We start from the raw sequence: 21,742 nt of genomic DNA, 5'->3' as shown, positions 1-21,742 counted from the left end.
AATGAATCAATTGCCAAAGCCGATCCAACGATCGGCTTTTTTTGTTTGAGGTAACAAAAGTTACTTTTGGTATCTGCTCCAATCTTTATTTTAGAGGCTTATGAAAAATCTCCTGGTTCGACTTTTCCCCATCCTGGACTGGCTTACAGGATATAAGAAGGAAGATCTAAAAGGAGACCTATTCGCAGGAATTACAGTGGGTATAATGCTCATTCCTCAGGGAATGGCCTATGCACTCATTGCGGGGCTACCGCCAGTCTATGGTTTGTATGCCTCCATTGTTCCTCAGGTAATCTATGCTATTTTTGGTACGTCTAGAAGTCTCTCCGTTGGTCCCGTAGCTATGGATTCCTTGCTGGTAGCCGCAGGGGTTTCTCTCATAGCAGCAGAAGGTACTGACACCTATATTGCTTTCGCCATCCTGCTTGCCACATTTACTGGCATCTTTCAGATTCTGCTTGGTTCCTTTAAGCTTGGGTTCATTGCCAATCTGCTTTCAAAACCGGTTATTAGTGGGTTCACTTCAGCAGCAGCATTGATTATCGGGCTAAGCCAACTCAAATATTTGCTTGGGGTGGGTATTCCCTCAAGCAATCGATTCTATGAAGTAGTGATGAACTCCTTCGGCCAGCTAGGCGAAACACACGTACTAACCTTGCTGACCAGTGTTGGGGGTATACTAGTCATGCTGATGTTGAAGAAAATTCATCCAAAGATTCCTTCTTCCCTGGTAGTTGTAGCCATCGCTACCATAGTAGTTTATCTAACAGGACTTAACCAATTGGGAGTCAGTATTGTAAAAGACATCCCGAAAGGCCTTCCAACTTTTAGAACTCCTGATATATCCTTGGGAAAATATTCCGAACTAATACCTCTGGCATTTACCATTTCAGTGGTAGCATTCATGGAAGGCTTTTCTATTGCCAAGACAATCGAAGCTAAACGAAGGGGTCACAAGGTGCTGCCAAACCAGGAACTGATCGGATTGGGACTGGCCAATTTTGTCGGATCACTTTTCCAATCATACCCTGTAACTGGCGGGTTTTCCCGAACAGCCGTCAATGATCAGGCAGGAGCAAGGACACCACTTGCTTCGGTGATTAGCGCATCCATTGTTGCTCTGACACTGCTGTTTCTCACACCAATATTCTACTATCTTCCGCACGCCATTCTCGCTGCGATAATCATAGTGGCAGTCAGCAATCTGTTTGATCTTGCATATGCTAAAAAGCTCTGGAAGCACAATAAAAAGGAGTTTTCGATTCTACTGCTCACTTTTCTGGTGACCCTCAACATCGGAATGGTGACGGGTATAGTTACCGGCATCATCAGTTCCATATTACTTTTTCTATATCGTGCCGCATACCCGCATATTGCTCAGTTGGGACGAATCAAAGGACATCACGAATTTCGAAATGTGACTCGGTTTTCCAATTTGGAAACATGGGAAGGTCTCGTCATCATCCGGATCGATGCACCCCTTAGTTTCATCAACATCCAGGGAATTAAAGAGTACATCCAAAAATTGATTCACACAAATGACAAACTGAAAGAGATCATCGTGGATGCCGGACCGGTGAGTCACCTGGATGCATCCGCCAGCGAAGGAATCCATGAAATTCTGGATTTGCTGAACCAGAAAGGGGTGAGGCTGGTTTTTTGTGACGTGATAGGGCCGGTAAGGGATACAATGAAAAAAAATGGTCTGACAAAAGCCATAGGAAAAAATAACCTGTTTTTAAGTATCAATGAAGCATTGGACAATGCCCTGACCAACACCAAAGATCCATTTAAAAAAGTGACACTACAGACCAATATAAAAGGGTAACAAATATTACAAACTCATGCTAAGAAGCATCGTAAATTTGAATCAAATAGATTAGTTGAAATTATGAACATAGAACAGATATACACCGGATGCCTGGCGCAGGGAGCCTATTTTATTGAGAGCGATGGAGAGGCAGCTATTATTGATCCATTGAGGGAGTCTGAGCCGTATTTGAAGAAAGCTCAAAAAAATGGTGTAAAAATCAAATATATTTTTGAAACCCACTTTCATGCGGATTTTGTATCCGGCCATGTGGATCTGGCTCAGAAGTCTGGGGGAAAGATTGTATATGGGCCTGGAGCTAAAGCTAATTTCGACTTTCACGAGGCTAAGGATGGAGAAGTTTTTGAATTGGGAAAAGTGAAGATTAAAGTCCTTCACACTCCTGGTCACACGCTCGAGAGTTCCACTTATCTACTCATTGATGAGGCAGGGAAGGAGCACGCCATCTTCAGCGGTGACACCCTGTTTATTGGGGATGTGGGCAGGCCGGACTTAGCACAAAAAGGAACAATGACCCAGGACGACCTGGCAGGAATGCTCTATGATAGTCTTCGGAATAAGATCATGACCCTTCCTGATGAAGTGATCGTTTACCCGGCACACGGAGCGGGCTCTGCCTGTGGAAAGAACATGAGCAAGGAAACCTGGGATCTGCTGGGCAACCAGAAAAAGACCAATTATGCGCTGCGAGCCAATATGACGAAGGAAGAGTTTATCAAAGAGGTGACAGATGGCCTGCTGCCTCCACCACAATATTTTGCTCAGAATGTTGCCATGAATAAGGCAGGAGCTGTGGGGCTAGACAAGGTATTAAAAAAAGGAAATGTCCCACTCGATGTAGAGACATTTGAAGCAATGGCCAATCACGAAGGGGCACTTGTGCTCGACACACGCCATCAGTCAAAATTCATCGCCGGGCATATCCCGAATTCCATCTTTATAGGAATCGATGGTGGATTTGCACCATGGGTGGGGGCTCTTATTCCGGACTTGCAGCAGCCCATAATATTTATCTCAGATGCCGGACGTGAAGAAGAAGTGGTGACAAGGCTTTCACGTGTGGGGTATGACAACACACTTGGATACCTGGACGGTGGATTAGAGGCCTGGCAGTCTGCGGGCAAAGAGACACAAACGATAGAGTCAATCTCTGCCAGGGAATTTGAACAGGAGTTGGAAAAAAGCAAGCTCAATATCATGGATGTACGAAAGCCCGGAGAATATGAAGCTGAGCATGTGGAAGATGCCATAAACATTCCATTGGACTATCTGAGTGAACGCATGGATGAAATTGAGGATGACAAGACATACCATATTCACTGTGCTGGAGGATACCGCTCTGTTATCGCCGCGTCGATCCTGAAATCCCGAGGATATCACAATCTGGTGGACGTGGCTGGAGGGTTCAAAGCAATTAGGGATACCCAGATACCTGTAACGGCTTATATATGTCCAACCACTCAAAAATGAACCTAAGAAAGGAGCGGGTAAATTAGGGTAGACTGGATAGAGAGATCATAAAAGCGTGGTAACTTAAAGCCATGACATTAATAACACTATTGCTGCTGGGTCTGGTGGCCATCATCTGGTTTGTATGGTATATCTTCAGAAATGAAGGACCACATCACAGATAAGCTTGATGCAAGTTTTATTGCATTATTTGTATTTGTGCAGATGTGTCGAAAATTCAAGCAACTAAGTAATTCACGTATTCGATCATTTCAGTAATATCCTCGTGCAGGCATGATCAGGAAGGATCACTTTTGTTATCTAAATCAAAGTGATTATGAACCGATTAGCAGGACTCTTCTTCGCAACATTTTTGATTTCCACTTTCTGCAGTGCCAATACCAAAAATGGTGATGTGTGTACTGAATCTACAGAGGATGACAGCATTACAATACTTGCTAAATCATTGCTATCAGTACTGGAAACGTATAAAAACGAACAAAGAGACCAGTGCATTTTTGAACTTACACAAAACCTGGGTTTTGAGCTGGTAAAGGACGTAACACATGAAGTGCCCAAAAACTGCACAGTAGACAGCCTGGTGGTAGGAAATGATCAATTGTCCCGTTGGGCTTATTTCAAGACAGTAGACCTGGAATACCTGAAAGACGTAGAGGCTGTGATCACACTGAAAACCACAGAATCAAAAGAGCTGGCAAAATCGCTTGCTGACATACTGATGCGTGAAGGATTCGATTTGAGCCAACCAACAGCCACCTTGTACGAATTTAAAGACCAGCAGGGAGGACATGTAATTGACAGCAGGTTTTGCGTGCCAACCAGATCTCACATACGCACACGGTATCATTATCAGATAGAAGTATTGGATGACTATTTGATTTTTGATGTGCGGGAAGTCCTATCCGACAACTGGGTGACTGACGCCATGGAAGACATGGAACAATCCAGGCTGGCAAAGAATTAACAGAGCACATTCACCACAGCAGACTAAAACCTCCGGATTTCACAAATGCATGCAAATCCTCAAAACACCCACATAGGACAGTGTTTTGATTTCATTACTTAACATAATATAAATTATGTAACGAGCTGACGCTCGTTAAACATAATAATGTTATGCTAAATAGCTACGAACGATTGAGCATCGTTTCATATTGCTATTTAGCTTTTTTTAATAATTCAAGTAGTTTTTTTAGGATCCTGCCGATTATCCCAGAAAGCTGTGATGATTATTTCTCAGGAATTGAACTTTTCACCAACGGGCTCTTCACCAATGCTTCTTTCATCTTAGGCTGTGGATTGTATCTTCCACTAAGGCCTACATCTTCCAGCAAAAGTGCGTCCGGAGTGATGTAGCTGGTACGTCCATGGTTTTCCACCATCAGGCTGGAGGATATCCCAAGGATTCGCTTTAAGTTATTGATACCCAGATCAGTAATGTTGGCACCTCTCAAAACTTCTTCCTCGCCAGTTTCTACATGCACTTTAACCACGCTGAGGTCATACAAACCTCCGTATTCATTGGCTTCCCTGATAATAATGGCATATTCCTGATCGTATTTTCTGGCCAGTTCAAGCAACCGCTGACGTAGTGCTTCTTTAGTAGAGCCCTCAGAGGTTGAGATCAACGCCACACCAGGCCCTGAACCTGTTCCATTGGCCACCTGGGTTTCTTTGGTAAGCGTTCGTGAGGTCATGAGGTTTTTTAAGATGCCATTTTCGATAAGCACGAGGGTATCCGCAGGCATTACTCCCTCACTATCAATACGGTAGCTCCCGCTCAATGCCGCACCTCCCCACTCAGTAAGAGTGGGAAGAAGTGTTACGGAAAGTTCTTTCGAAATCACCCGCTGACCGATCCGGTCGTCCATCGCGTGTGAGCCCCCATTATAACCCCCATAATAGCCTTCACTTTCCAGCTGAGTAGAAGCATAAAGCTGATTTATCAGGTACGAGCTAAACAGCCGGGATACGGTCTCGTCCTCAAATAGCACGGGCCCGTAATAACTATCCACAAAGCGCTCGGCACTGTCCTTGGCCAGCATTTTTCCTACCAATCCAGTTACAATCTTTTGCACCTCTTCCATTGATGGCAGAGAATCTTCAGGAGCTAGTTCATGGTTATGAGTTTCATAGCTCATTTCCCCCTCGCTATTTATCATAGAAACCGTAAAGTCAATATTGGCAAAAAGCGTGGAAGTGCGGTACCGCGTGCCCTCACTGTTTAAGAAATACTCAGTACTTACATTGCTATTGGCCCTCACAGATGAGATCAATAGATCAGGATACTCCACAAATAATGTAGAGGCTTCACGCACAAAGTCTTCCAGTTTCTTTCTGGAAAAGGGTTGCTTCAGGACGGGCTCCATGTACTCCACCACAGGCACTTTCGCAAACCGTTTATGATCAATGTCTTCATAAGTCTTACCGTCCTTTTCCAGATCATTCAAAAAATCCTTATAGTACTGCCCTGCTATCTTGTAAATAGCATCTGTTGTAATCCAAAGTGACCGCCTTATACCGTAGTAATCATCACCAAGTGGCATGGTAAAATCTGCATAACCATACGGGTATTTTCCGTCTAGCTCCATTCCATCCCCATCCAGGCTTTCGTCATTAAATTCATAATCTCCCACCATGACACGAATATCTTTGGTGCGAAAAGGCTCCTCGCTGGAATTGTGCAGAGCGCCCAGCGAGGCAGAGACGGTTATGTTTTGTTGATCAATAATGCGGTAGCGGATGAAGAATGGATCCGAATACTTATCGGATCGCAACTGTGTCATGTTTCGCTCCATCTCATCCATCATGGCACGCTCAATCGTGCTGAGCATGTCCTGTCCACTGGTAGTAAAGCCAAGCAGTACCACCAAACTTGCACTTAATGTCAGTTTTTTAATCATTTGCTTTACCACTTAAAGGTCTGGACAATATGGGAGCTTCGTCTTCATTCGTCTCTCTCATTTTCTTTTGCGTTTCTATGCGGCGCACCAACAGTCCCGGAGCGGTAGCGCTTACCGGCACATTACCAGACTCTGCCCCACAGTATCCGTTGAAGGTGGCTCGATGGTCACTTGCGGCTTTGATCTCAGCGAACATGGATAACGGGGTGCCTATCAAATCCACGCCCCGAACGAGTTCATCCGGCCGGCCATCTACATACACTTTGTATACCACTGTGGGCATAATATTGAAAGCATTCGGTGAAAACCGGTTGGTGTTTGTAAAACCTCCCTCTACATCAACAAAGTAATAGCCGTATTTCTTGCCCTGCTTTTTGCACTCTTTGATCAGCTGCTTTCGCAGGTCATCTTCGCTCAGCTGCCTGTCGGCTTCCACGATCAGGTTAGACTGACGGGAAACAGGTGCCATGCCTCCCTCTGTCCTGGCATGGCCATTAGATGAAACAAATGAATCCAGTGGTTTGCGGGTCATCAGGAAATTTTTCAAAATGCCCCCTTCTACCACATTTACCTTTTGTGCCCTCACTCCTTCATCATCAAACAAGTAATGGCCAAGCAGAGCCTGATCCCCCAGTTCTTTGATTGTAGGATCCATGTAAACGCTGATACTTTTCGGTAATACGGACTCTCCTACTTTCTCCTTGAAGGTTTGGCTGTCGTATTCGCTGCTGAGCCTGCTTCCTTCTATTCGATGGCCAAAAATCTCGTGAAAGAAAACCCCGGCCGCTCGTGGATGTAAAATTGCAGGACCGGAATATGGTTCTGCCAGTGGTGCCGATTGCAGCGCGACTAGTGTTTCAATTAGTCGGTTAATATCAGCTTTCAGTGATTCTTCATCCGGCAATTCATCCAGGTCATAGGCGAAGTAGGTTTGATAGAGAGGAATAAAGGCACCTTCAGAGTCAAGGATATTTCCACTAATGCTCAGGAAATTGTACTCAATCTGATGTGCAACCTTTGACCCTTCGGTGGATACAAAGTACTTCGTTTTTACCTCCCTGTTTAGGCTCACTTCGCCGATTATGATATTTTCATTCTGCAGAAAAAGTGCAGACAATCTTTTTAGCCTGGCTTCAATCTCGTCTGTGTCCCTGGTGAGGTCTTTTTCCTCAATTTCCTCGATATAAACCTCAGGCTTCTCTTTAGTAAAATCTGCCGTTGTGGTCTTGTCCTCCCTGGCTGTGGCTTGTCTGTACTCCTCCACTGCTGCCTGGTACTTGATATTGGTCATGGTCCAAAACATATGTGAAATAGCCTGCTCATTCGTTTCCAGCGCTATAGGCATGGCATTGAATTGCTGCTGATTAAACTCATTGACATTGTGTGTATTGTCGCGCTGGTAATCCCCGATGCGAATGTTGACGTTGGCCGTGCGTCTGCGAGAATGAGTGGAATTAACTAGGCTGCCAAGATTGGTGTGAATAATCTGCTGATTCACATCCATAACTTGATAATCCATGTAATAAACCGGATCGTCTGCTTTGGAAAGCACCTCAAACTCTCTGTCCAGCTCTTTGCTTAGAATGTCTATAAGTGGATTGCTCTGTGCCCGGACGGTAGATAAAAAAGCAAAGATTCCGACAAGCAGACACGCCAGTCTGAGGTCAATTTGTTTTTGAGGGAATGGTTTTGAATTCAAAGACTTCTTTGGTTTTTTGGTTGAAATGACCGAATTAGTTGAGGGTTGTGATGACATTGCAACGTTAATAAGTAACTGAGTAATGCATGGCATCATCGGATGATTAATTAATAGATCGAATTGAAAAATGAGTACACATGAATTTAATTATGTTTGGGAATATCTATTCTTTTAATATCCAACCATGAAAATCCATACTTTTGATTCACTTTTTGAGTGATCTCTTTTTCAAACCAAATATGGTCTCTTTAATAAAAGAATTTGTGATAGATTTTCCTAAAAGATGGTTAAAGCGGATTTTATCAATAAAAACTCGTCCGAAATTTGGAGTTAGAAAGGATTTAAGGATAATACCAGTCGACGACCAAATGCAATTTTTAGTATACTGGAAAGTCCTGCCACATGGTAAAGGCCCGGCTACTGTTCTGGAGATAGGAGATCGTGAATTTGCTAAATTTGATTGTTTTGGAGAAAAAGAGGGGCACTACCATATTTCACCCCACTATGATTTCAGAATTTTTTTTCATGAAAAATCACGTGAAGATCAAGTAAATCGCACGATTACAGAGCTTGAGTCAACGACTCAACTTTATTTATTCAAACATCCGGATCCAAAATTCAAGGCTATAAAAATAGATCAGAAAAAATTTGAAGTGGCTCTAAAAGAAGTTCGAAGGAATATGATGGAAATTGTAAAGGATATCTTTTAACTCTACTTATTTACGTTCCTTAAATTCAATACTTAAGTATCCAAACTCCACTTTCAAAGCCTGTAAATGAAGAAGAAGCGTTAACTGCCTGATCCCAAGTAGCATAGTCACCCAGAGACACACCATGGAAAGGCAACTCATTGGCATGGTGTTTTACGAGCTTAACGTTGATTCCACTTTTCGCCAATTTACGTGCATAGTCCATCGCCAAATCCTCGTCGATACTGCTGGATGCAATAATGTAAAAGCGTCCGGTGGGTGAAGTAACCGTTTCCACAATTCCGGCCGCTTTTCTAGCCTCCAATTCAGCTATTTCATCCAACTTCGCATTCACCATCACCAATTGATCCTTTGGGTACTGTTCATTCTGGAATATGGCTGATGCTTCTGAATAAAGGGAACGAGCGGATTCCCAATTCTCCAAAGACACCTCAGAATCAGCATTTTCAATCAGTTGATCGTATCTGGCTTTATTTTGTGCCTCTTGTTCTCTTCTCTTTTTCTCTGTCTCTTGCTTTGCTAACTGTTCCAAGCGTGCTTTTTCTTTCGCTTCCTGCTCCGGCTTATACTTTGCAAAATACCAAATTCCTGAAAAAACCACCGCTACCAACACCACGATGATGATAACTACTAAGGTCTTGTTGCTCCCTTTATTAGCGTATTCGTTCATTACTGCAATTTACTTTGAACTTAAAGGTAATTAAACCGGATAGATTGACATCCAAACCATTTCTCGACAATAATACCATCTTCTCTTCACTTCTATGGGTATTTTATTCATTGCGCCTCAATTTGGCCTTGATATATTTTTTGAAACCGCATTTTGCTAGTTTCATCGAATGATCCCTTATCAATTTTGTCGAACTAGATACGTGATTTACTTTTAGAAAGATTAACCTAACCAGATAAAGCCATGAAATACATCCTCATTGTTTCCTTTTCAATTCTAACCTTCTTCGCTCAGGCTCAGGAAAACATTGTTGCGGTCATTGATGACCTGACGGTGAAGTGGGACAAGCAGGCTGAAGAGCTTGAAACGTACTCAGGGATTAAATACTATTGCACCGCAGAAGTTTATCGGGAAAAGACGATCGCACTGTTAGATAAAATCCATCATTACGATACCCTGCTTTATCAGATTGTAAGCGAGAAATATGAAAACTCATCCGATAAGGAAGCAGATGCGACATTAAAAGACATCCTGACTGTGGAGATTGAATACACTACCCCAAATTTTAAAGCATTTCTGAAAGAAGAATGTGTGAAGTTTGAAGAGATTGGAGAAGAATATGACATCTCAAGCTCAAAGTATTTCAAGGAGATTGAAAAACTGGAAAAGGAGCTTGCCAAGTATGTAGATGCTGTCACTGCCCGAATTGACCTGATTGATGAACACGTTCATCATTTGAAGCTTGATTAGTTTAAAGCTAAGACAGCTTTGAGCTATTTATTTTATTCTGAATCTTCTACATCACATTAGGAAAAGCTGTTAAAGCTAAACGCTGTACAAATGAAAAGCAGGATAAGAAAATTTGATCGAGAATCAAAGAAAAAACGGTCAATCTTTTGTCCGGATGATAGAGTAGGCAAGCTTGGGAAATGTGATAGCTTACACAAAATGAAGCCATAATATTTTAAATAGAGTGCTAAATTCATTTTTTTATCTTATCATGCTCATTTCGATTCAATGATTTGAATGGAAACAAACATAGGCAGCAAGACAGCTAGATGCCCTCCTTAACCCTTCAAGGGGGGGAGTATCCCAAATGCCCCACCTCATTAAATCCTTTCATCCGAAAGGTCTCATTCCGGTATTCCAGCACGTAGTATGAACAGTTGGTGTGAGGAAAGCCGTTCATAAACTGGAGTGGATAGTTTAGCGTCCAGCAAAGCAATACGCGCATGGCTCGCCCGTGCATGCAGATCAGGATGTTTTCACCGTCTCCTTGAATCACTTCGCTCATCGCTGCTCTTTGCCGCTCCATCACCTGGATAGGGTTCTCCCCTCCTCCCACATTCAATTCCAGCTCACCCCTCTGCCAGCCATTCACCGTCTCGGCATATAGGTTCTTTGCGTTATAGTCGGCCATCACTCCTTCCTGGTTGCCCCAGCTGATCTCATCAAATCCATCCAGCGATCTGATCGGCGTAGATCCGTTGATAAATTCTTTGACTGTTTCATGGGTGCGCACCAATGCGGAAGTATACACCCGATCAAAAGCAATATGCCGGAAAGCCTCGCCTGCCTTTCGGGCCTGTAGCCTGCCGGTCTCGTTCAGCGAAGCATTGACGCCCCTGCCCTGCACCATGCCATTCTTGTTGTAGTCCGTTTCTCCATGTCTTAGAATGTAAATGGTCTTGCTTTTCAAATCTCCTTTACGTTGGTTTGCTATCGAAATGGCAAATGAACGAATTTTTCCCGACTACATCGAACTGGATGTAGTCAACAGCATGTCGGAAGGATGCATGGTAGAGCATCTGGGCATAAAATTTACTGAAATAGGGTCTGACTATCTCGTGGCAACTATGCCCGTTGATCACCGAACAAAGCAACCCATGGGATTGTTGCATGGAGGTGCTTCGGTGGCCCTTGCGGAAACGATGGGAAGTGTGGGGTCTACCCTCTGCATCGATTTGAATACGCAGCATGCAGTGGGATTGGAAATAAACACTAACCACATCAAATCGGCACGTGAGGGATTGGTCACAGGAAAAGCCAAACCCATTCACCTGGGCAAAGGCACACAGGTGTGGAGCATTGAAATTACTAATGAGCAAAAACAGCTGGTTGCCATTAGCCGGATAACAATGGCTATTTTAGACAGGAAATAGTGAGAGAATTACAACAAATACTGGATCTTCAGAAAGGCGATACACTGCTGACCAGCCTCATGCATGCTGGCTATGCATTTGCCGCATGGCGAATGCCAAAGAAAGAAGAGGTCACCTTCATTGTTTCGTTAAAGGAAGTACAAAAGCAGGAAGGTATTACCCTGAGTGCCGCCGATCCGGGGTTTTTGGTGAATGCATTCAGCGATAACCACCCGATAAAACCCTATCACATTGCCGCTGATATCATCATTACCAGTCAGGGCGAAGTGACCCTCAGTCCGAAAGTGACTTCTACGGAAATTGATGACTTTAAAGCTCGTCTGGCGGAAAATGTGACAGCAAGGGCTTTAAAATCAACTGAATCAGTACCTTTTAATAATTATGAGCAAATCGTAGCAAATGCAGTAGAAGAGATCAAAAATGGTTCATTTGAAAAGATCGTGCTTTCCCGCTTTCGGGATGAAGTGCTTCCGAATGATTTCTCTGCATGGGAGTTCTTTGGTGAAGTAGCAAAAGCGTATGCTAATGCTTTTTGCAGTCTTACTTACATTCCCGGTAAAGGGCTCTGGATAGGTGCTACTCCGGAATTGTTGCTTTCAGACTCCAATGAGCGTTTCATGACTGTAGCACTGGCAGGCACCAAGCGACTGGAAGATGATCAGCCATTGAGTGAAATCGCCTGGACGCAAAAGGAAATTGAGGAGCAGGTGCTGGTTAGTCGGTACATCATTAATTGCTTCAAGAAAATTCGACTTAGGGAGTTTCACGAGCATGGCCCCAAGACCATTCAGGCCGGAAATCTTGCTCACCTGAAAACAGAGTTCATCGTGGACTATACAGAGCTTGTGTTTGAAGACCTTGCCGATCAGATGTTGGAGCTCCTCCATCCTACTTCGGCAGTTTGCGGTATGCCGATTGAGTTGGTAAAACCATGGATTGTGGACAATGAAAAATACGACAGGGAATTCTATGCAGGCTTTATCGGCCCGGTCAATTTTGATGGTGCTACCAATCTATTCGTAAACCTCCGATGCATTAAGGTGGAAAATGAGACCATTCGTTTCTTTGCCGGAGCGGGCATCACAGAGGATTCCAACCCTAAAAAAGAATATGTGGAGACCGAGATGAAGATTGATGTGTTAAAAAGGATATTCAAGTAATCCATGCTTCACCCTACCGTATTCAACACCTCTCAAATCTGCCGTCAGCTTGGCATCATGCATGCGGTGATGTCTCCGGGATCCAGAAATGCACCACTTACAATCTCCTTTGCCCGACATTCGGAAATAAAGAAATGGATCATTCCGGATGAGCGAGCAGCAGGTTTCATTGCCTTGGGGATCGCTCAGGAACGAAAAGAGCCTGTAGTGCTGTGCTGTACATCAGGAACTGCCCTATTGAACTATGCACCTGCCATTGCTGAGGCATATTACCGGCAAATACCCTTGATAGTGCTTTCCGCAGATCGTCCACCAGAGCTGATTGATCAACGGGATGGCCAGACCATCCGACAATTTGAAGTGCTGAAGAATCATGTGAAAGCCTCCTATCAGCTTCCAATCATTCAGGATGAGCAATCTGCTGAGGATTATCAATTCACTCTAATCGAAGGTATTCAAGAAGCCCTGAAACAGCCTGTTGGCCCTGTTCATCTGAACATCCCCTTTGCTGAGCCCTTCTATCCTACACCTGATCAGCATTTGGAATTCAGGAAGGTGGATATCACGGAATCAGAAGTATCCATCACCCAAAGCACCATCGATCTTCATTTGGGTGATTGCAAAAAGATCCTCATTCTGATCGGTCAGCAACCATCCGATGAAAAACTGAAAGAAAAATTGATGCAGCTCGCAGATAGTATTCCTGTCATCAAATCCCCGTTGAATAACCTATCGGTGGGCATTGATCACGTCGATGGCTTCATTGATGGACAAAGCGAACTAAAACCAGACCTTCTGATTACTTCCGGGCTATCCGTGCTTTCCAAGAAACTAAAGGCCTTCATAAGAAATGCCAAACCGGCAAGACATATTCATTTCGATCCGGCCAGAGTTAAAGTGGATACTTACAGCTCCAATCCCCAGCTGATCAAGCGAAACATCATTGAATGTCTAGATCAATTGGTGGAGCATGAAGTCGATCCGGAATATGTTGCCAAATGGAAAGATTTATCGAAAGCCACCGAAACCACCATCAATGATCTGGTTTCTGAGTTGCCATTCTCAGAACCAGTTGCAACCTTAAAGGTGTTAAAAGCCATACCAGCTAATTCTAACCTACACTTAAGTAACTCCATGCCAGTACGTTATGCAGATTTATTCGGAGTGAAAGATGGCGTTGAAGTTTTCAGCAACCGTGGCACCAGTGGCATTGACGGGTGTACCTCCACGGCGTTGGGTACAGCAATGGTGAGTAAAAAGTTGAATGTACTTATCACGGGTGATCTCGCTTTTCTGTATGATCGAAATGCATTCTTTCACAACCATCAAACCCCAAACCTTCAGGTGATCATCATGAATAACCAGGGAGGTGGAATCTTCCGATTGATACCAGGACCTTCGGGTCTGCCAGAGCTGGAGGATTACTTTGAAACGAGGCATAACCGAACAGCAGAATATATTTGCAAGGAGAGCAATCTCAATTATAGTAGAGCTGATAATACAGAAGAGCTGGAGAAAGCCCTAGTAACCTTTTTTGAATCTTCTGAGCATGCAAAAGTGCTTGAAATCTATACTCAGCCTGAAATAAACGACAAAGCATACAAGGAACTAAGAACGAAGATCAATGAGCGAATCAACAATTAAGTGGGAAAAGGCCGGTGACTTTGAAGACATCACCTATGTAAAATGTGGCAAGGTTGCCAGAATAGCTTTCAACCGACCGGAAGTGCGAAACGCTTTCCGACCTAAAACGGTAGCAGAGTTGTATAAAGCCTTTCTGGATGCCAGGGAAGATGTCAACATTGGTGTGGTGTTGCTTAGTGGTGAAGGCCCTTCGAAGAAAGACGGTGGATGGGCTTTTTGCAGTGGTGGAGATCAGAACGCCAGAGGTCATCAGGGTTATGTAGATGACGATGGCATGCCCCGTTTGAACATCCTCGAGGTACAGCGACTGATTCGCTTCATGCCCAAGGTGGTGATTGCGGTTGTGCCCGGATGGGCTGTAGGTGGCGGTCATAGCCTTCACACTGTTTGTGATTTGACACTTGCAAGTAAAGAGCATGCGATCTTCAAACAGACAGATGCAGACGTTACGAGTTTTGATGGTGGATATGGATCAGCATATCTGGCAAAGATGGTTGGTCAGAAACGAGCACGAGAAATATTCTTCCTGGGTAGAAACTACTCAGCGCAAGAAGCTTTTGAAATGGGTATGGTGAATGCGGTGATCCCTCATGATGAATTGGAATCAGAGGCTTTTCAGTGGGCTCAGGAAATCCTGGCCAAGTCGCCTACATCTATCAAGATGCTGAAATTTGCCTTCAACCTTACCGATGATGGTATGGTGGGTCAGCAGGTGTTTGCCGGTGAAGCCACCCGTCTAGCCTACATGACGGATGAGGCCAAAGAGGGAAGGAATGCGTTTTTGGAGAAACGAAAGCCAAACTTTGATGATATTAAGTGGATACCATAAGGGCTGCTTCTTAGCAACCCTTTCCTTTTAACACTGCCTCTTTGCTGGAGTATTCGTATTGCACATTGAATGTTCTGGCGATGATTTCAATGGCATCCCTGGCCTTTTTCTTATTGAATTTCGCTGTAAGCTTACAATTCTTGAAGTTTGGATTCTCAAACTTCATATTAATACCATAAACCTCTTCAATCACCTCTTGCACTTCAGCCATAGATGATTGATTGAACGTGATGATCTTGGTTTTCCAGGCAAGGTAGTTGAGATCGCTATTATTCCTTTTTATGATGCCTTCATTATTATTGTCTACAAGCCCCATCTCTCCTTTAGCCAACTTTACAGAAACCTCATTTTTTCCTGATTTCAAAAGCTCTACCAAACCAGACTCTACCAAAACCTCCGTTTTTGAACCAACCGCATCTACAACAAATGAGGTACCAAGAACCTTAACGGTCGCATTGCTTGTATGAATCACGAATGGTCTATTCTCATCACGCTCAATGTCAAAGTAAGCCTTTCCATAAACTCGTACTTCTCTAATGTCTTTATTAAAATTCAGAACCTCAACCCGAGCATCTCCATGAAGGGACACCACGCTACCATCGGATAGACTTTGATCGGAATAATTTATCTCACTCGTATTTCTATTGAGCACAAAAAGTAACGAGATGGCTAAAACCAAAATCGCTGCGCTTGCATATCTTACCCAAGATCGTGCAAGAAATGAAACCTGCTTGGCTTGCGGCTTATCAATAATTTGCTCCAAAATGTGGGACGGAGCATCTTCAATTTTTCCTGAACTAAGCCAAACTAACTTACTGTCATAAAAGGCTTTTGCATTCTCCTCAGACTCTGACCTCCAGGTTTCCACTGAGGAAATTTCGTCCTTAGTGGCGTTCCCCGAAAAATATTTTGCTAGTACTTCTTCCATTCTTTCGTATCTTCTTGGTTATTAACAGTTTAATTAGCCCTTCCCCTTAAAGCTTTTTTACAAATTATCGTATTTCGGATCATAATTTATTGGTACCAAATCAGCAGTACGTTCCCAAGACCAATACCCATAGGTTGTAAGGCTAAATCGGTCCAAAACCTCACCGGAAAGATCTAAACGAACACCGTTTTTCAACAGCTTGATTATGGAGATTTGATTGCCTGGATTTTTAGTTAAAATATCATCAGAGGAAATGTACTTTGAATACAAAAGCCTTGTATAATCACTATTTTTCAAGAATTCTATGCTCTCGCTTTCCTTTCTATATTCAATAATTAGATAATTTTTGAAATCAAGTTCATAGTGGTCCCCCTTAAATACAACAATATCACTTTCTACTATTTCATCATCGCGCTTGAGCTCAAAATCCTTTATGTTTTTTAATTTAAAAATTCTATAACCCTCCTTCTTTAATTCCTCATTAATTAAAGCTTGTTTAAAGTGATTAAATGAACCATAATAGGCTGCCTTTCTATTCCTTTTCCACTCTCTAATTTCTCCCTTTGAGAGTGGTTCAGAATTTCTAAACCTAATTCTTCCCCTGAAACGAAGGTCTGAATCGGTCTTAACGAAAGATTCAAGTAGGTAGCTTATCCTATATCCGAGTGCTTCATTACGAATTTGTATTGGCTGATCGGAAAAGGCTTTCAATGTGTTAGTTGCTTCGTCAAATAAGAAATTTAGGGCCTCCGGATTTTCAATTACACAATTCGCCGAATTCCTAGATTGACCCAGTAACTCCTCTTTGAATGTATTGTAATAAACTAGCCAGTTATTTTCAGAATTGCGTATTCGATCAGAGATTATTTCAACCTCTTCTAACTGTTCCAAATCCACAGACATTTGATGATTTTGAATCCGGGAGCCTCCATTGCTCTCTGAAACTTGATAGATCGCATTCTCATAGCCCACATGTGAAAATACTATATCATAGAAACCGGGAGGTATTGATGACAATTGATAGCTTCCGTCTGCTCCACTTGAGGTACCAATTGTGGTTCCATCTAAAAAGATATTTACATTTTTTAGCGGCTCATTGTTCTCATCATATACCTTGCCGGATATCACAAAATAATTCTTTCTCCTTATCGATTGTTCTTCAAGCACTTCATAGTTCAAAATAATTTGATCCTTGAAAAAAGTATACTTGAGTCCGGTTCCAACAAGCAATCGGGAAAGGAATTGATCTACTGGCAAGTTTTCTGCTGATATCGTATAAAGGCTTCCTTTAGGTAGTAAGTCTGAATTGTAGCTAAAAAAGTAGCCGGTTTGCGCCGAAAGGGTATCAAAAATTACTTCAAGTGATTGATTATCAAATGAGGCATTAACCAGATCACCTTTTTTACTTTGGCCCGATGAAAAGACAACAGGAAAAAATAAGAGAAGAAACAAATTAGCTCGCATCTCTCAGATTCTTTAAATCCCTTAAAGCTTCTCTCAAAACTTTCAAAGCCTTTCCCATCTGCACTTCAACCGTTTTCACGGAAATATCCAGGTGATCTGCAATTTCCTGATACTTCAATCCCTCATATCTACTCAATCTAAAAATCTCTGCACACCTGGGTGGTAGTTTATCAATCTCTTCGTTGATCCTATTCCTCAGTTCATCCGGATCCCTCTCATCAAATTCATTTTGATACGAAGATTCCATCACATGAATCACGTGCTGGCGATAGCCATCCTTCACCTTTTCATGCTTCAGGGTATTGAGGCATGAGTTGTGAATGGAGCGGTACAAATAGCTTTTGATCGAAGAATCCTCAGATAGTGAATCACATTTTTCCCAAAATTTTACAAAAACATCCTGAGTGATCTCCTCAGCTTCTTCCTTAGTATCCATAAACCTGGAAGCATAAAGGACCATAATGCCGTAATACTGATTAAAGACAAGTTCGAAAGCCCTCTTATCTTTGTTAATTAATCTATTTACTATTACCTCTTCGTTTTCCAAGTCCAGTGATTATTATCTCTAAAAATTTTTCGCTAAAGTTAGAAGAAATTCTAGAAGATGAACTTCCAGCAGAAATATATAACGAGACGGAAAATTATGTGTTAAAAACGGTACGCCAATGGCATTCAAAACAACATTTTTTCTATCATCAAACATCTGGCTCTACCGGAAGACCCAAGAAAATCAAGATTAGTAGGAATAAAATAGAGATAAGTGCGCGAGCGACTATGGATCATATCGATCCGAAACGTGAGCTAAACAACTCGGTTTTGTGTCTGGATCCCCGACACATTGGTGGTGCTATGGTCATCTACCGTGCCTTGATTTTCAATCATCATCTTAGAATAGTGGAGCCGTCATCCAGACCAATGACCGGGCTTAAGTCTACCGAAACATTTGATTTGGTTTCAATGGTTCCTATGCAATTCAATAACCTGACTGAAGAGGAAATCAATCGCTTTAAGGTAATCCTAATTGGTGGTGCACCTATGCCCATCCGCAAAGCCAATTTTAGGTCTCGCGTATTCTCCACTTTTGGGATGACAGAGACAGTTTCACATTTTGCACTGAGAAAGCTGGATGATGATATTTACCATACCATAGGCGATTCAGAAGTGGAAGTAGATGCTGAAAGTTGCCTTAAAATCAAAGGGTCCATCACAGATAATAAATGGCTATACACCAATGACATAATTGAACTGATATCACCTCATTCCTTCAAATGGAATGGTAGAAAGGATTTTGTAATCAATACCGGTGGTGTAAAAGTGAGTCCGGAGGTGGTCGAGGAAAAACTGAAGAATAAAATAAACGGAGATTTCATCATCGGATCACTTCCTGATAAGACCCTGGGTCAGAAAGTAATCCTGATCTGCGAAAACGAGCCACATAAAATTGATTTCGCAGAACTAGATAAGTATAGTCAACCGAAAGAGGTTTATTTCAATCAGGTGCTAGCTCGAACAAAAAGCGGAAAAATAGACAGACCAACATCCTTGAAAAAGCTGCTTGAAAATGCCCGATAGGCACCTTTGGGATTGGACTCAAAAACGAGTAAATTCAAGGAGATTAATTACTTTCAACCTTAACTCAATCTCATGAAAAGCTTAGGATTTCTTGGAAAACTCATGTATGCCGGACCAATGGCTATGTTTGGCATTTTTCACCTGATGGGAGCCTCAGATATGAAGGGAATGGTCCCTGAATTCTTACCTGCACCTATCTTCTTTGTTTATCTCACCGGACTTGCACTAATTTTAGCTGCAGTAGCAATCATTATTGGAAAAAAGGCCAAATTAGCTACCCAACTTTTGGGGTTAATGTTAGCACTTTTTGCCATGTTAATACATCTATCAGGATTCCTAAATCAGGATCCTGTTGGTTCGTCCATGTTCCTAAAAGATATTGCATTAGCAGGTGGAGCTTGGTTTATGAGTGCTCACCTCTCGGACTGAAAATACCTTATTCCATTTACAGGATAAGTATGAAGAGGAGACCCTGGTGAATGCCGGGGTTTTTTATTAAAACAAACTGTAGGCTCCACCCCTTCTAAAATGAGATGTCTCCAGTGGTTTTAGCTCCCTATCTTTAAAATACTTGCGTTTACTGACCTCAAAAAGCTTCCGGATCACCTCTGAAATCTTTCCCTCACCCTTTATCCTCCTTCCAAACTCCGAATCGTTTACATTTCCACCATGAAGATCCTGAATCTGATGCCAAACTTTACTGGCTCGATCAGGAAAATTCTTCACCAGCCAATCATGAAAAATCTTGCTCACCTGACCATTTAGCCGAACCACAGTATAGCCTGCGAAAGATGCACCGGCTTGAGCACTTACCTCCAGCACTTTAGGAATTTCATGATGATTAAGGCCCGGAATGATCGGAGCATTCATTACCCCAACGGGTATGTTGTTCTTTGCAAGCTCTTCCATGGCCTGTAGCTTCTTTAAGGCACTTGCTGTGCGTGGTTCCAGTATTTGCCTTAGAGACTCATCCAGAGATGTAATAGAAAAGATCACATGTACCAGGTTATTTTGAGCAAGGTCTTTAAGCAGGTCAATGTCTCTTGTCACTAACGCATTTTTGGTAATAATCCCTACAGGATTTTGATACTTAAGAAACACCGCCAGCAGCTTACGGGTCAATTGATATTTTTGCTCAAGTGGCTGATAGCAATCCGTGTTGCCACTCAGCATCACCACCCTGGGTTTCCAAGAAGGCTTTAAGAACTCACTTTCAAGAAGCTGTGGAGCTTCCGGTTTTATAATGATTTTGGATTCAAAGTCCAGGCCAGCGCTAAATCCCCAGTACTCATGCGAGTTTCGTGCGTAGCAATACACACATCCATGCTCACAGCCCTGATAGGGATTGATAGATGCCGAAAGACCCAAATCAGGGCTATTGTTGGTGGAGATGATCTTCCTTGGTGTCTCTTTAAAAACCTCAACTTTTGGCTTTCCCTGCAGCAGTTCTTCATCAATTCCATCCAATTGTTCCGTTGACAATTCAAGTGATGCAAACTTGTTGGGCACATTTATTTGAGCACCTTTCCCTTTCAGATAATCCATTCATTAAAATTACTAAATATATTAGTAATTTATCTATTTCTGAAAGTAAATGCGCTCACCAAACCCACAATGGCACCCATCAGATGCGACTCCCAGCTAATGCGATCATCCAGATGGAAAATGCCCTCTGCCATGCTTCCATAGATGATGATCACTATGGCACTAATGATCACAGACTTGAAATTTCCTTTGAAAAATCCATAGAATACCAGGAAGGAAGCAAGAGCATAGATCAGTCCACTCGCACCAATATGATAAAAAGAACGACCGAATATCCAGACAAGGATATTTGTAAACATGTACGCATACATAAAAACCCTGGTGGCTATAGGAGGATAAAAAAAATAGATGCTGCCACCCAGAACAATGAGGGGTATCGTGTTTGAAACCAGGTGATTGAAATTGCCATGAAGCATAGGAGCCATCACAATGCCAATCAATCCGGTGATCTGGCGGGGGTAGATGCCCAAATACCCCAGGTCTACATGCAAGTAGAATTCAATCGTGAACACAAGCCACATGAAGAAACAAAGTCTGAGGGGTGGTACTATTCCTGACTTGTGCATGATTCAATTTAAACCAAAAAACCCTGACTCAGTTAAGAAATCAGGGTTTCTGTCGGTTATGTTGGTAATTAATTACTCAATTTCCTTGATCATCTTCAGCTCCATCAACCGGGACTCCTCGTAGCTTACAGAAAGATACCCCAGCACTCCACCGGAAGCTTCCGCGATTTTCTTTGCCAAATCTTTCAGACTTGCATGAAATTTAATAGCAAAATTTCTGTCGATTTTGGGAAGTATGAAATTCAGTTTTCTCAGCTCAGAAGTTATCGCAGAGATTCTCGCATCAGTTCCTGAAGGAAGGTCATCCACGAGTTTATTGAAATTACTCTCAAATTGCTCCCCTACAAGTTTATAAAAATCGTGAAGCTGCTCACGCGATCTGCTTTGCTTGCTTCTCGCTACCTCAATGGCCTCTCTTCGCTCTGATTTGTCAATCTTTCCGTCTGCTCCGGCGATGAGAATTGCTACATAAACAGGTGCCTGAAGCAATACTTGTATTTCGTCTTCTCTTAATGGTTCAAATTCTGGAATCATTCCTTTGGATTTCAATTTTTCGGCTCGAAAATACTAAATAATTTCTGTGATGCTT

The 21,742-nt window shown here is 42.6% G+C and carries 21 protein-coding genes; 11 read left to right on the top strand and 10 right to left on the bottom strand.

All coding sequences use genetic code 11. The annotated features are described in order from the left end of the window. Nucleotides 1-100: 100 nt before the first annotated feature. From RLN88_RS11265 to RLN88_RS11255, 3 genes are all read left to right on the top strand, one after another. A complete protein-coding gene (locus RLN88_RS11265; protein WP_350221505.1) occupies nucleotides 101-1,828 on the top strand; it encodes a SulP family inorganic anion transporter in 1,728 nt (575 codons plus the stop codon). Nucleotides 1,829-1,891: 63 nt separating this feature from the next. Beyond that, nucleotides 1,892-3,301, top strand: a complete 1,410-nt coding sequence (locus RLN88_RS11260) for an MBL fold metallo-hydrolase (RefSeq protein WP_350221504.1) — start codon at nucleotides 1,892-1,894, stop codon at nucleotides 3,299-3,301. 316 nt (nucleotides 3,302-3,617) lie between these two features. Then, a complete protein-coding gene (locus RLN88_RS11255; RefSeq protein ID WP_350221503.1) occupies nucleotides 3,618-4,265 on the top strand; it encodes a hypothetical protein in 648 nt (215 codons plus the stop codon). A gap of 265 nt (nucleotides 4,266-4,530) precedes the next feature. Here RLN88_RS11255 and RLN88_RS11250 read toward each other — a convergent pair whose 3' ends face one another. Continuing rightward, complete coding sequence (locus RLN88_RS11250; protein WP_350221502.1) at nucleotides 4,531-6,204, bottom strand: metallopeptidase TldD-related protein; 1,674 nt, start codon at nucleotides 6,202-6,204, stop codon at nucleotides 4,531-4,533. Continuing rightward, nucleotides 6,197-7,960, bottom strand: a complete 1,764-nt coding sequence (locus RLN88_RS11245) for a TldD/PmbA family protein (RefSeq protein ID WP_350221501.1) — start codon at nucleotides 7,958-7,960, stop codon at nucleotides 6,197-6,199. Before RLN88_RS11245 ends, RLN88_RS11250 begins: the two co-directional genes overlap by 8 nt. A 182-nt stretch (nucleotides 7,961-8,142) precedes the next feature. On the opposite strand from RLN88_RS11245, the gene RLN88_RS11240 reads away from it, so the two are divergent. Next, complete coding sequence (locus RLN88_RS11240; protein WP_350221500.1) at nucleotides 8,143-8,613, top strand: hypothetical protein; 471 nt, start codon at nucleotides 8,143-8,145, stop codon at nucleotides 8,611-8,613. A gap of 25 nt (nucleotides 8,614-8,638) precedes the next feature. Here the strand turns inward: RLN88_RS11240 and RLN88_RS11235 are convergent, their stop codons facing one another. Then, complete coding sequence (locus RLN88_RS11235; protein ID WP_350221499.1) at nucleotides 8,639-9,283, bottom strand: hypothetical protein; 645 nt, start codon at nucleotides 9,281-9,283, stop codon at nucleotides 8,639-8,641. A gap of 243 nt (nucleotides 9,284-9,526) precedes the next feature. Between RLN88_RS11235 and RLN88_RS11230 the strand changes: the two genes are divergently transcribed. Continuing rightward, nucleotides 9,527-10,033, top strand: a complete 507-nt coding sequence (locus tag RLN88_RS11230; RefSeq protein ID WP_350221498.1) for a hypothetical protein — start codon at nucleotides 9,527-9,529, stop codon at nucleotides 10,031-10,033. A gap of 325 nt (nucleotides 10,034-10,358) precedes the next feature. Here RLN88_RS11230 and RLN88_RS11225 read toward each other — a convergent pair whose 3' ends face one another. Further along, nucleotides 10,359-10,982 (bottom strand): histidine phosphatase family protein, encoded by a 624-nt coding sequence (locus tag RLN88_RS11225; RefSeq protein ID WP_350221497.1) that lies wholly within the window; start codon nucleotides 10,980-10,982, stop codon nucleotides 10,359-10,361. A 28-nt stretch (nucleotides 10,983-11,010) separates the two neighbouring features. Between RLN88_RS11225 and RLN88_RS11220 the strand changes: the two genes are divergently transcribed. Genes RLN88_RS11220 through RLN88_RS11205 form a run of 4 tightly spaced genes read left to right on the top strand, consistent with a single transcriptional unit; the run spans nucleotide 11,011 to nucleotide 15,078 of the window. Further along, nucleotides 11,011-11,445, top strand: a complete 435-nt coding sequence (locus RLN88_RS11220; protein ID WP_350221496.1) for a hotdog fold thioesterase — start codon at nucleotides 11,011-11,013, stop codon at nucleotides 11,443-11,445. Further along, entirely contained in the window at nucleotides 11,445-12,605 is a 1,161-nt protein-coding gene (locus RLN88_RS11215; protein WP_350221495.1) for a chorismate-binding protein, read from the top strand. The genes RLN88_RS11220 and RLN88_RS11215 overlap by 1 nt, the downstream gene beginning before the upstream one ends. A 3-nt stretch (nucleotides 12,606-12,608) precedes the next feature. Further along, nucleotides 12,609-14,249, top strand: a complete 1,641-nt coding sequence (gene menD, locus RLN88_RS11210; RefSeq protein WP_350221494.1) for a 2-succinyl-5-enolpyruvyl-6-hydroxy-3-cyclohexene-1-carboxylic-acid synthase — start codon at nucleotides 12,609-12,611, stop codon at nucleotides 14,247-14,249. Further along, nucleotides 14,230-15,078, top strand: coding sequence for a 1,4-dihydroxy-2-naphthoyl-CoA synthase (locus tag RLN88_RS11205; protein WP_350221493.1), 849 nt, complete (start codon nucleotides 14,230-14,232; stop codon nucleotides 15,076-15,078). The genes menD and RLN88_RS11205 overlap by 20 nt, the downstream gene beginning before the upstream one ends. Before the next feature lie 10 nt (nucleotides 15,079-15,088). On the opposite strand, the gene RLN88_RS11200 is transcribed toward RLN88_RS11205, so the two are convergent. Genes RLN88_RS11200 through RLN88_RS11190 form a run of 3 tightly spaced genes read right to left on the bottom strand, consistent with a single transcriptional unit; the run spans nucleotide 15,089 to nucleotide 18,017 of the window. Next, nucleotides 15,089-16,006, bottom strand: coding sequence for a FecR family protein (locus tag RLN88_RS11200; RefSeq protein ID WP_350221492.1), 918 nt, complete (start codon nucleotides 16,004-16,006; stop codon nucleotides 15,089-15,091). A gap of 57 nt (nucleotides 16,007-16,063) precedes the next feature. After that, nucleotides 16,064-17,470: a carboxypeptidase-like regulatory domain-containing protein gene (locus RLN88_RS11195; RefSeq protein ID WP_350221491.1), complete on the bottom strand. Its 1,407-nt coding sequence runs from the start codon at nucleotides 17,468-17,470 to the stop codon at nucleotides 16,064-16,066. After that, a complete protein-coding gene (locus tag RLN88_RS11190; RefSeq protein ID WP_350221490.1) occupies nucleotides 17,460-18,017 on the bottom strand; it encodes an RNA polymerase sigma-70 factor in 558 nt (185 codons plus the stop codon). Before RLN88_RS11190 ends, RLN88_RS11195 begins: the two co-directional genes overlap by 11 nt. 5 nt (nucleotides 18,018-18,022) lie before the next feature. Here RLN88_RS11190 and RLN88_RS11185 point away from each other — a divergent pair, with 5 nt between their 5' ends. Then, nucleotides 18,023-19,042 (top strand): AMP-binding protein, encoded by a 1,020-nt coding sequence (locus RLN88_RS11185; protein ID WP_350221489.1) that lies wholly within the window; start codon nucleotides 18,023-18,025, stop codon nucleotides 19,040-19,042. A gap of 72 nt (nucleotides 19,043-19,114) precedes the next feature. Then, a complete protein-coding gene (locus tag RLN88_RS11180; protein ID WP_350221488.1) occupies nucleotides 19,115-19,471 on the top strand; it encodes a DoxX-related protein in 357 nt (118 codons plus the stop codon). A gap of 66 nt (nucleotides 19,472-19,537) precedes the next feature. Here the strand turns inward: RLN88_RS11180 and RLN88_RS11175 are convergent, their stop codons facing one another. The 3 genes from RLN88_RS11175 to RLN88_RS11165 all read right to left on the bottom strand — a co-directional run bounded on the left by RLN88_RS11175 (nucleotide 19,538) and on the right by RLN88_RS11165 (nucleotide 21,687). Beyond that, the gene (locus tag RLN88_RS11175; protein ID WP_350221487.1) at nucleotides 19,538-20,587 is read right to left on the bottom strand and encodes a PA0069 family radical SAM protein; all 1,050 of its coding nucleotides are present in this window, start codon (nucleotides 20,585-20,587) and stop codon (nucleotides 19,538-19,540) included. A 29-nt stretch (nucleotides 20,588-20,616) separates the two neighbouring features. Continuing rightward, on the bottom strand, nucleotides 20,617-21,108 hold the full coding sequence (locus RLN88_RS11170) for a rhomboid family intramembrane serine protease (RefSeq protein ID WP_350221486.1): 492 nt from the start codon (nucleotides 21,106-21,108) through the stop codon (nucleotides 20,617-20,619). Between the two features lie 117 nt (nucleotides 21,109-21,225). Further along, nucleotides 21,226-21,687, bottom strand: coding sequence for a hypothetical protein (locus RLN88_RS11165; RefSeq protein ID WP_350221485.1), 462 nt, complete (start codon nucleotides 21,685-21,687; stop codon nucleotides 21,226-21,228). Nucleotides 21,688-21,742: the final 55 nt, after the last annotated feature.

Origin of the sequence: Ekhidna sp. (genome assembly GCF_040223195.1) — a bacterium.
GTDB lineage: Bacteria > Bacteroidota > Bacteroidia > Cytophagales > Cyclobacteriaceae > Ekhidna.
This window is presented reverse-complemented; position numbering and strand designations above follow the sequence as displayed.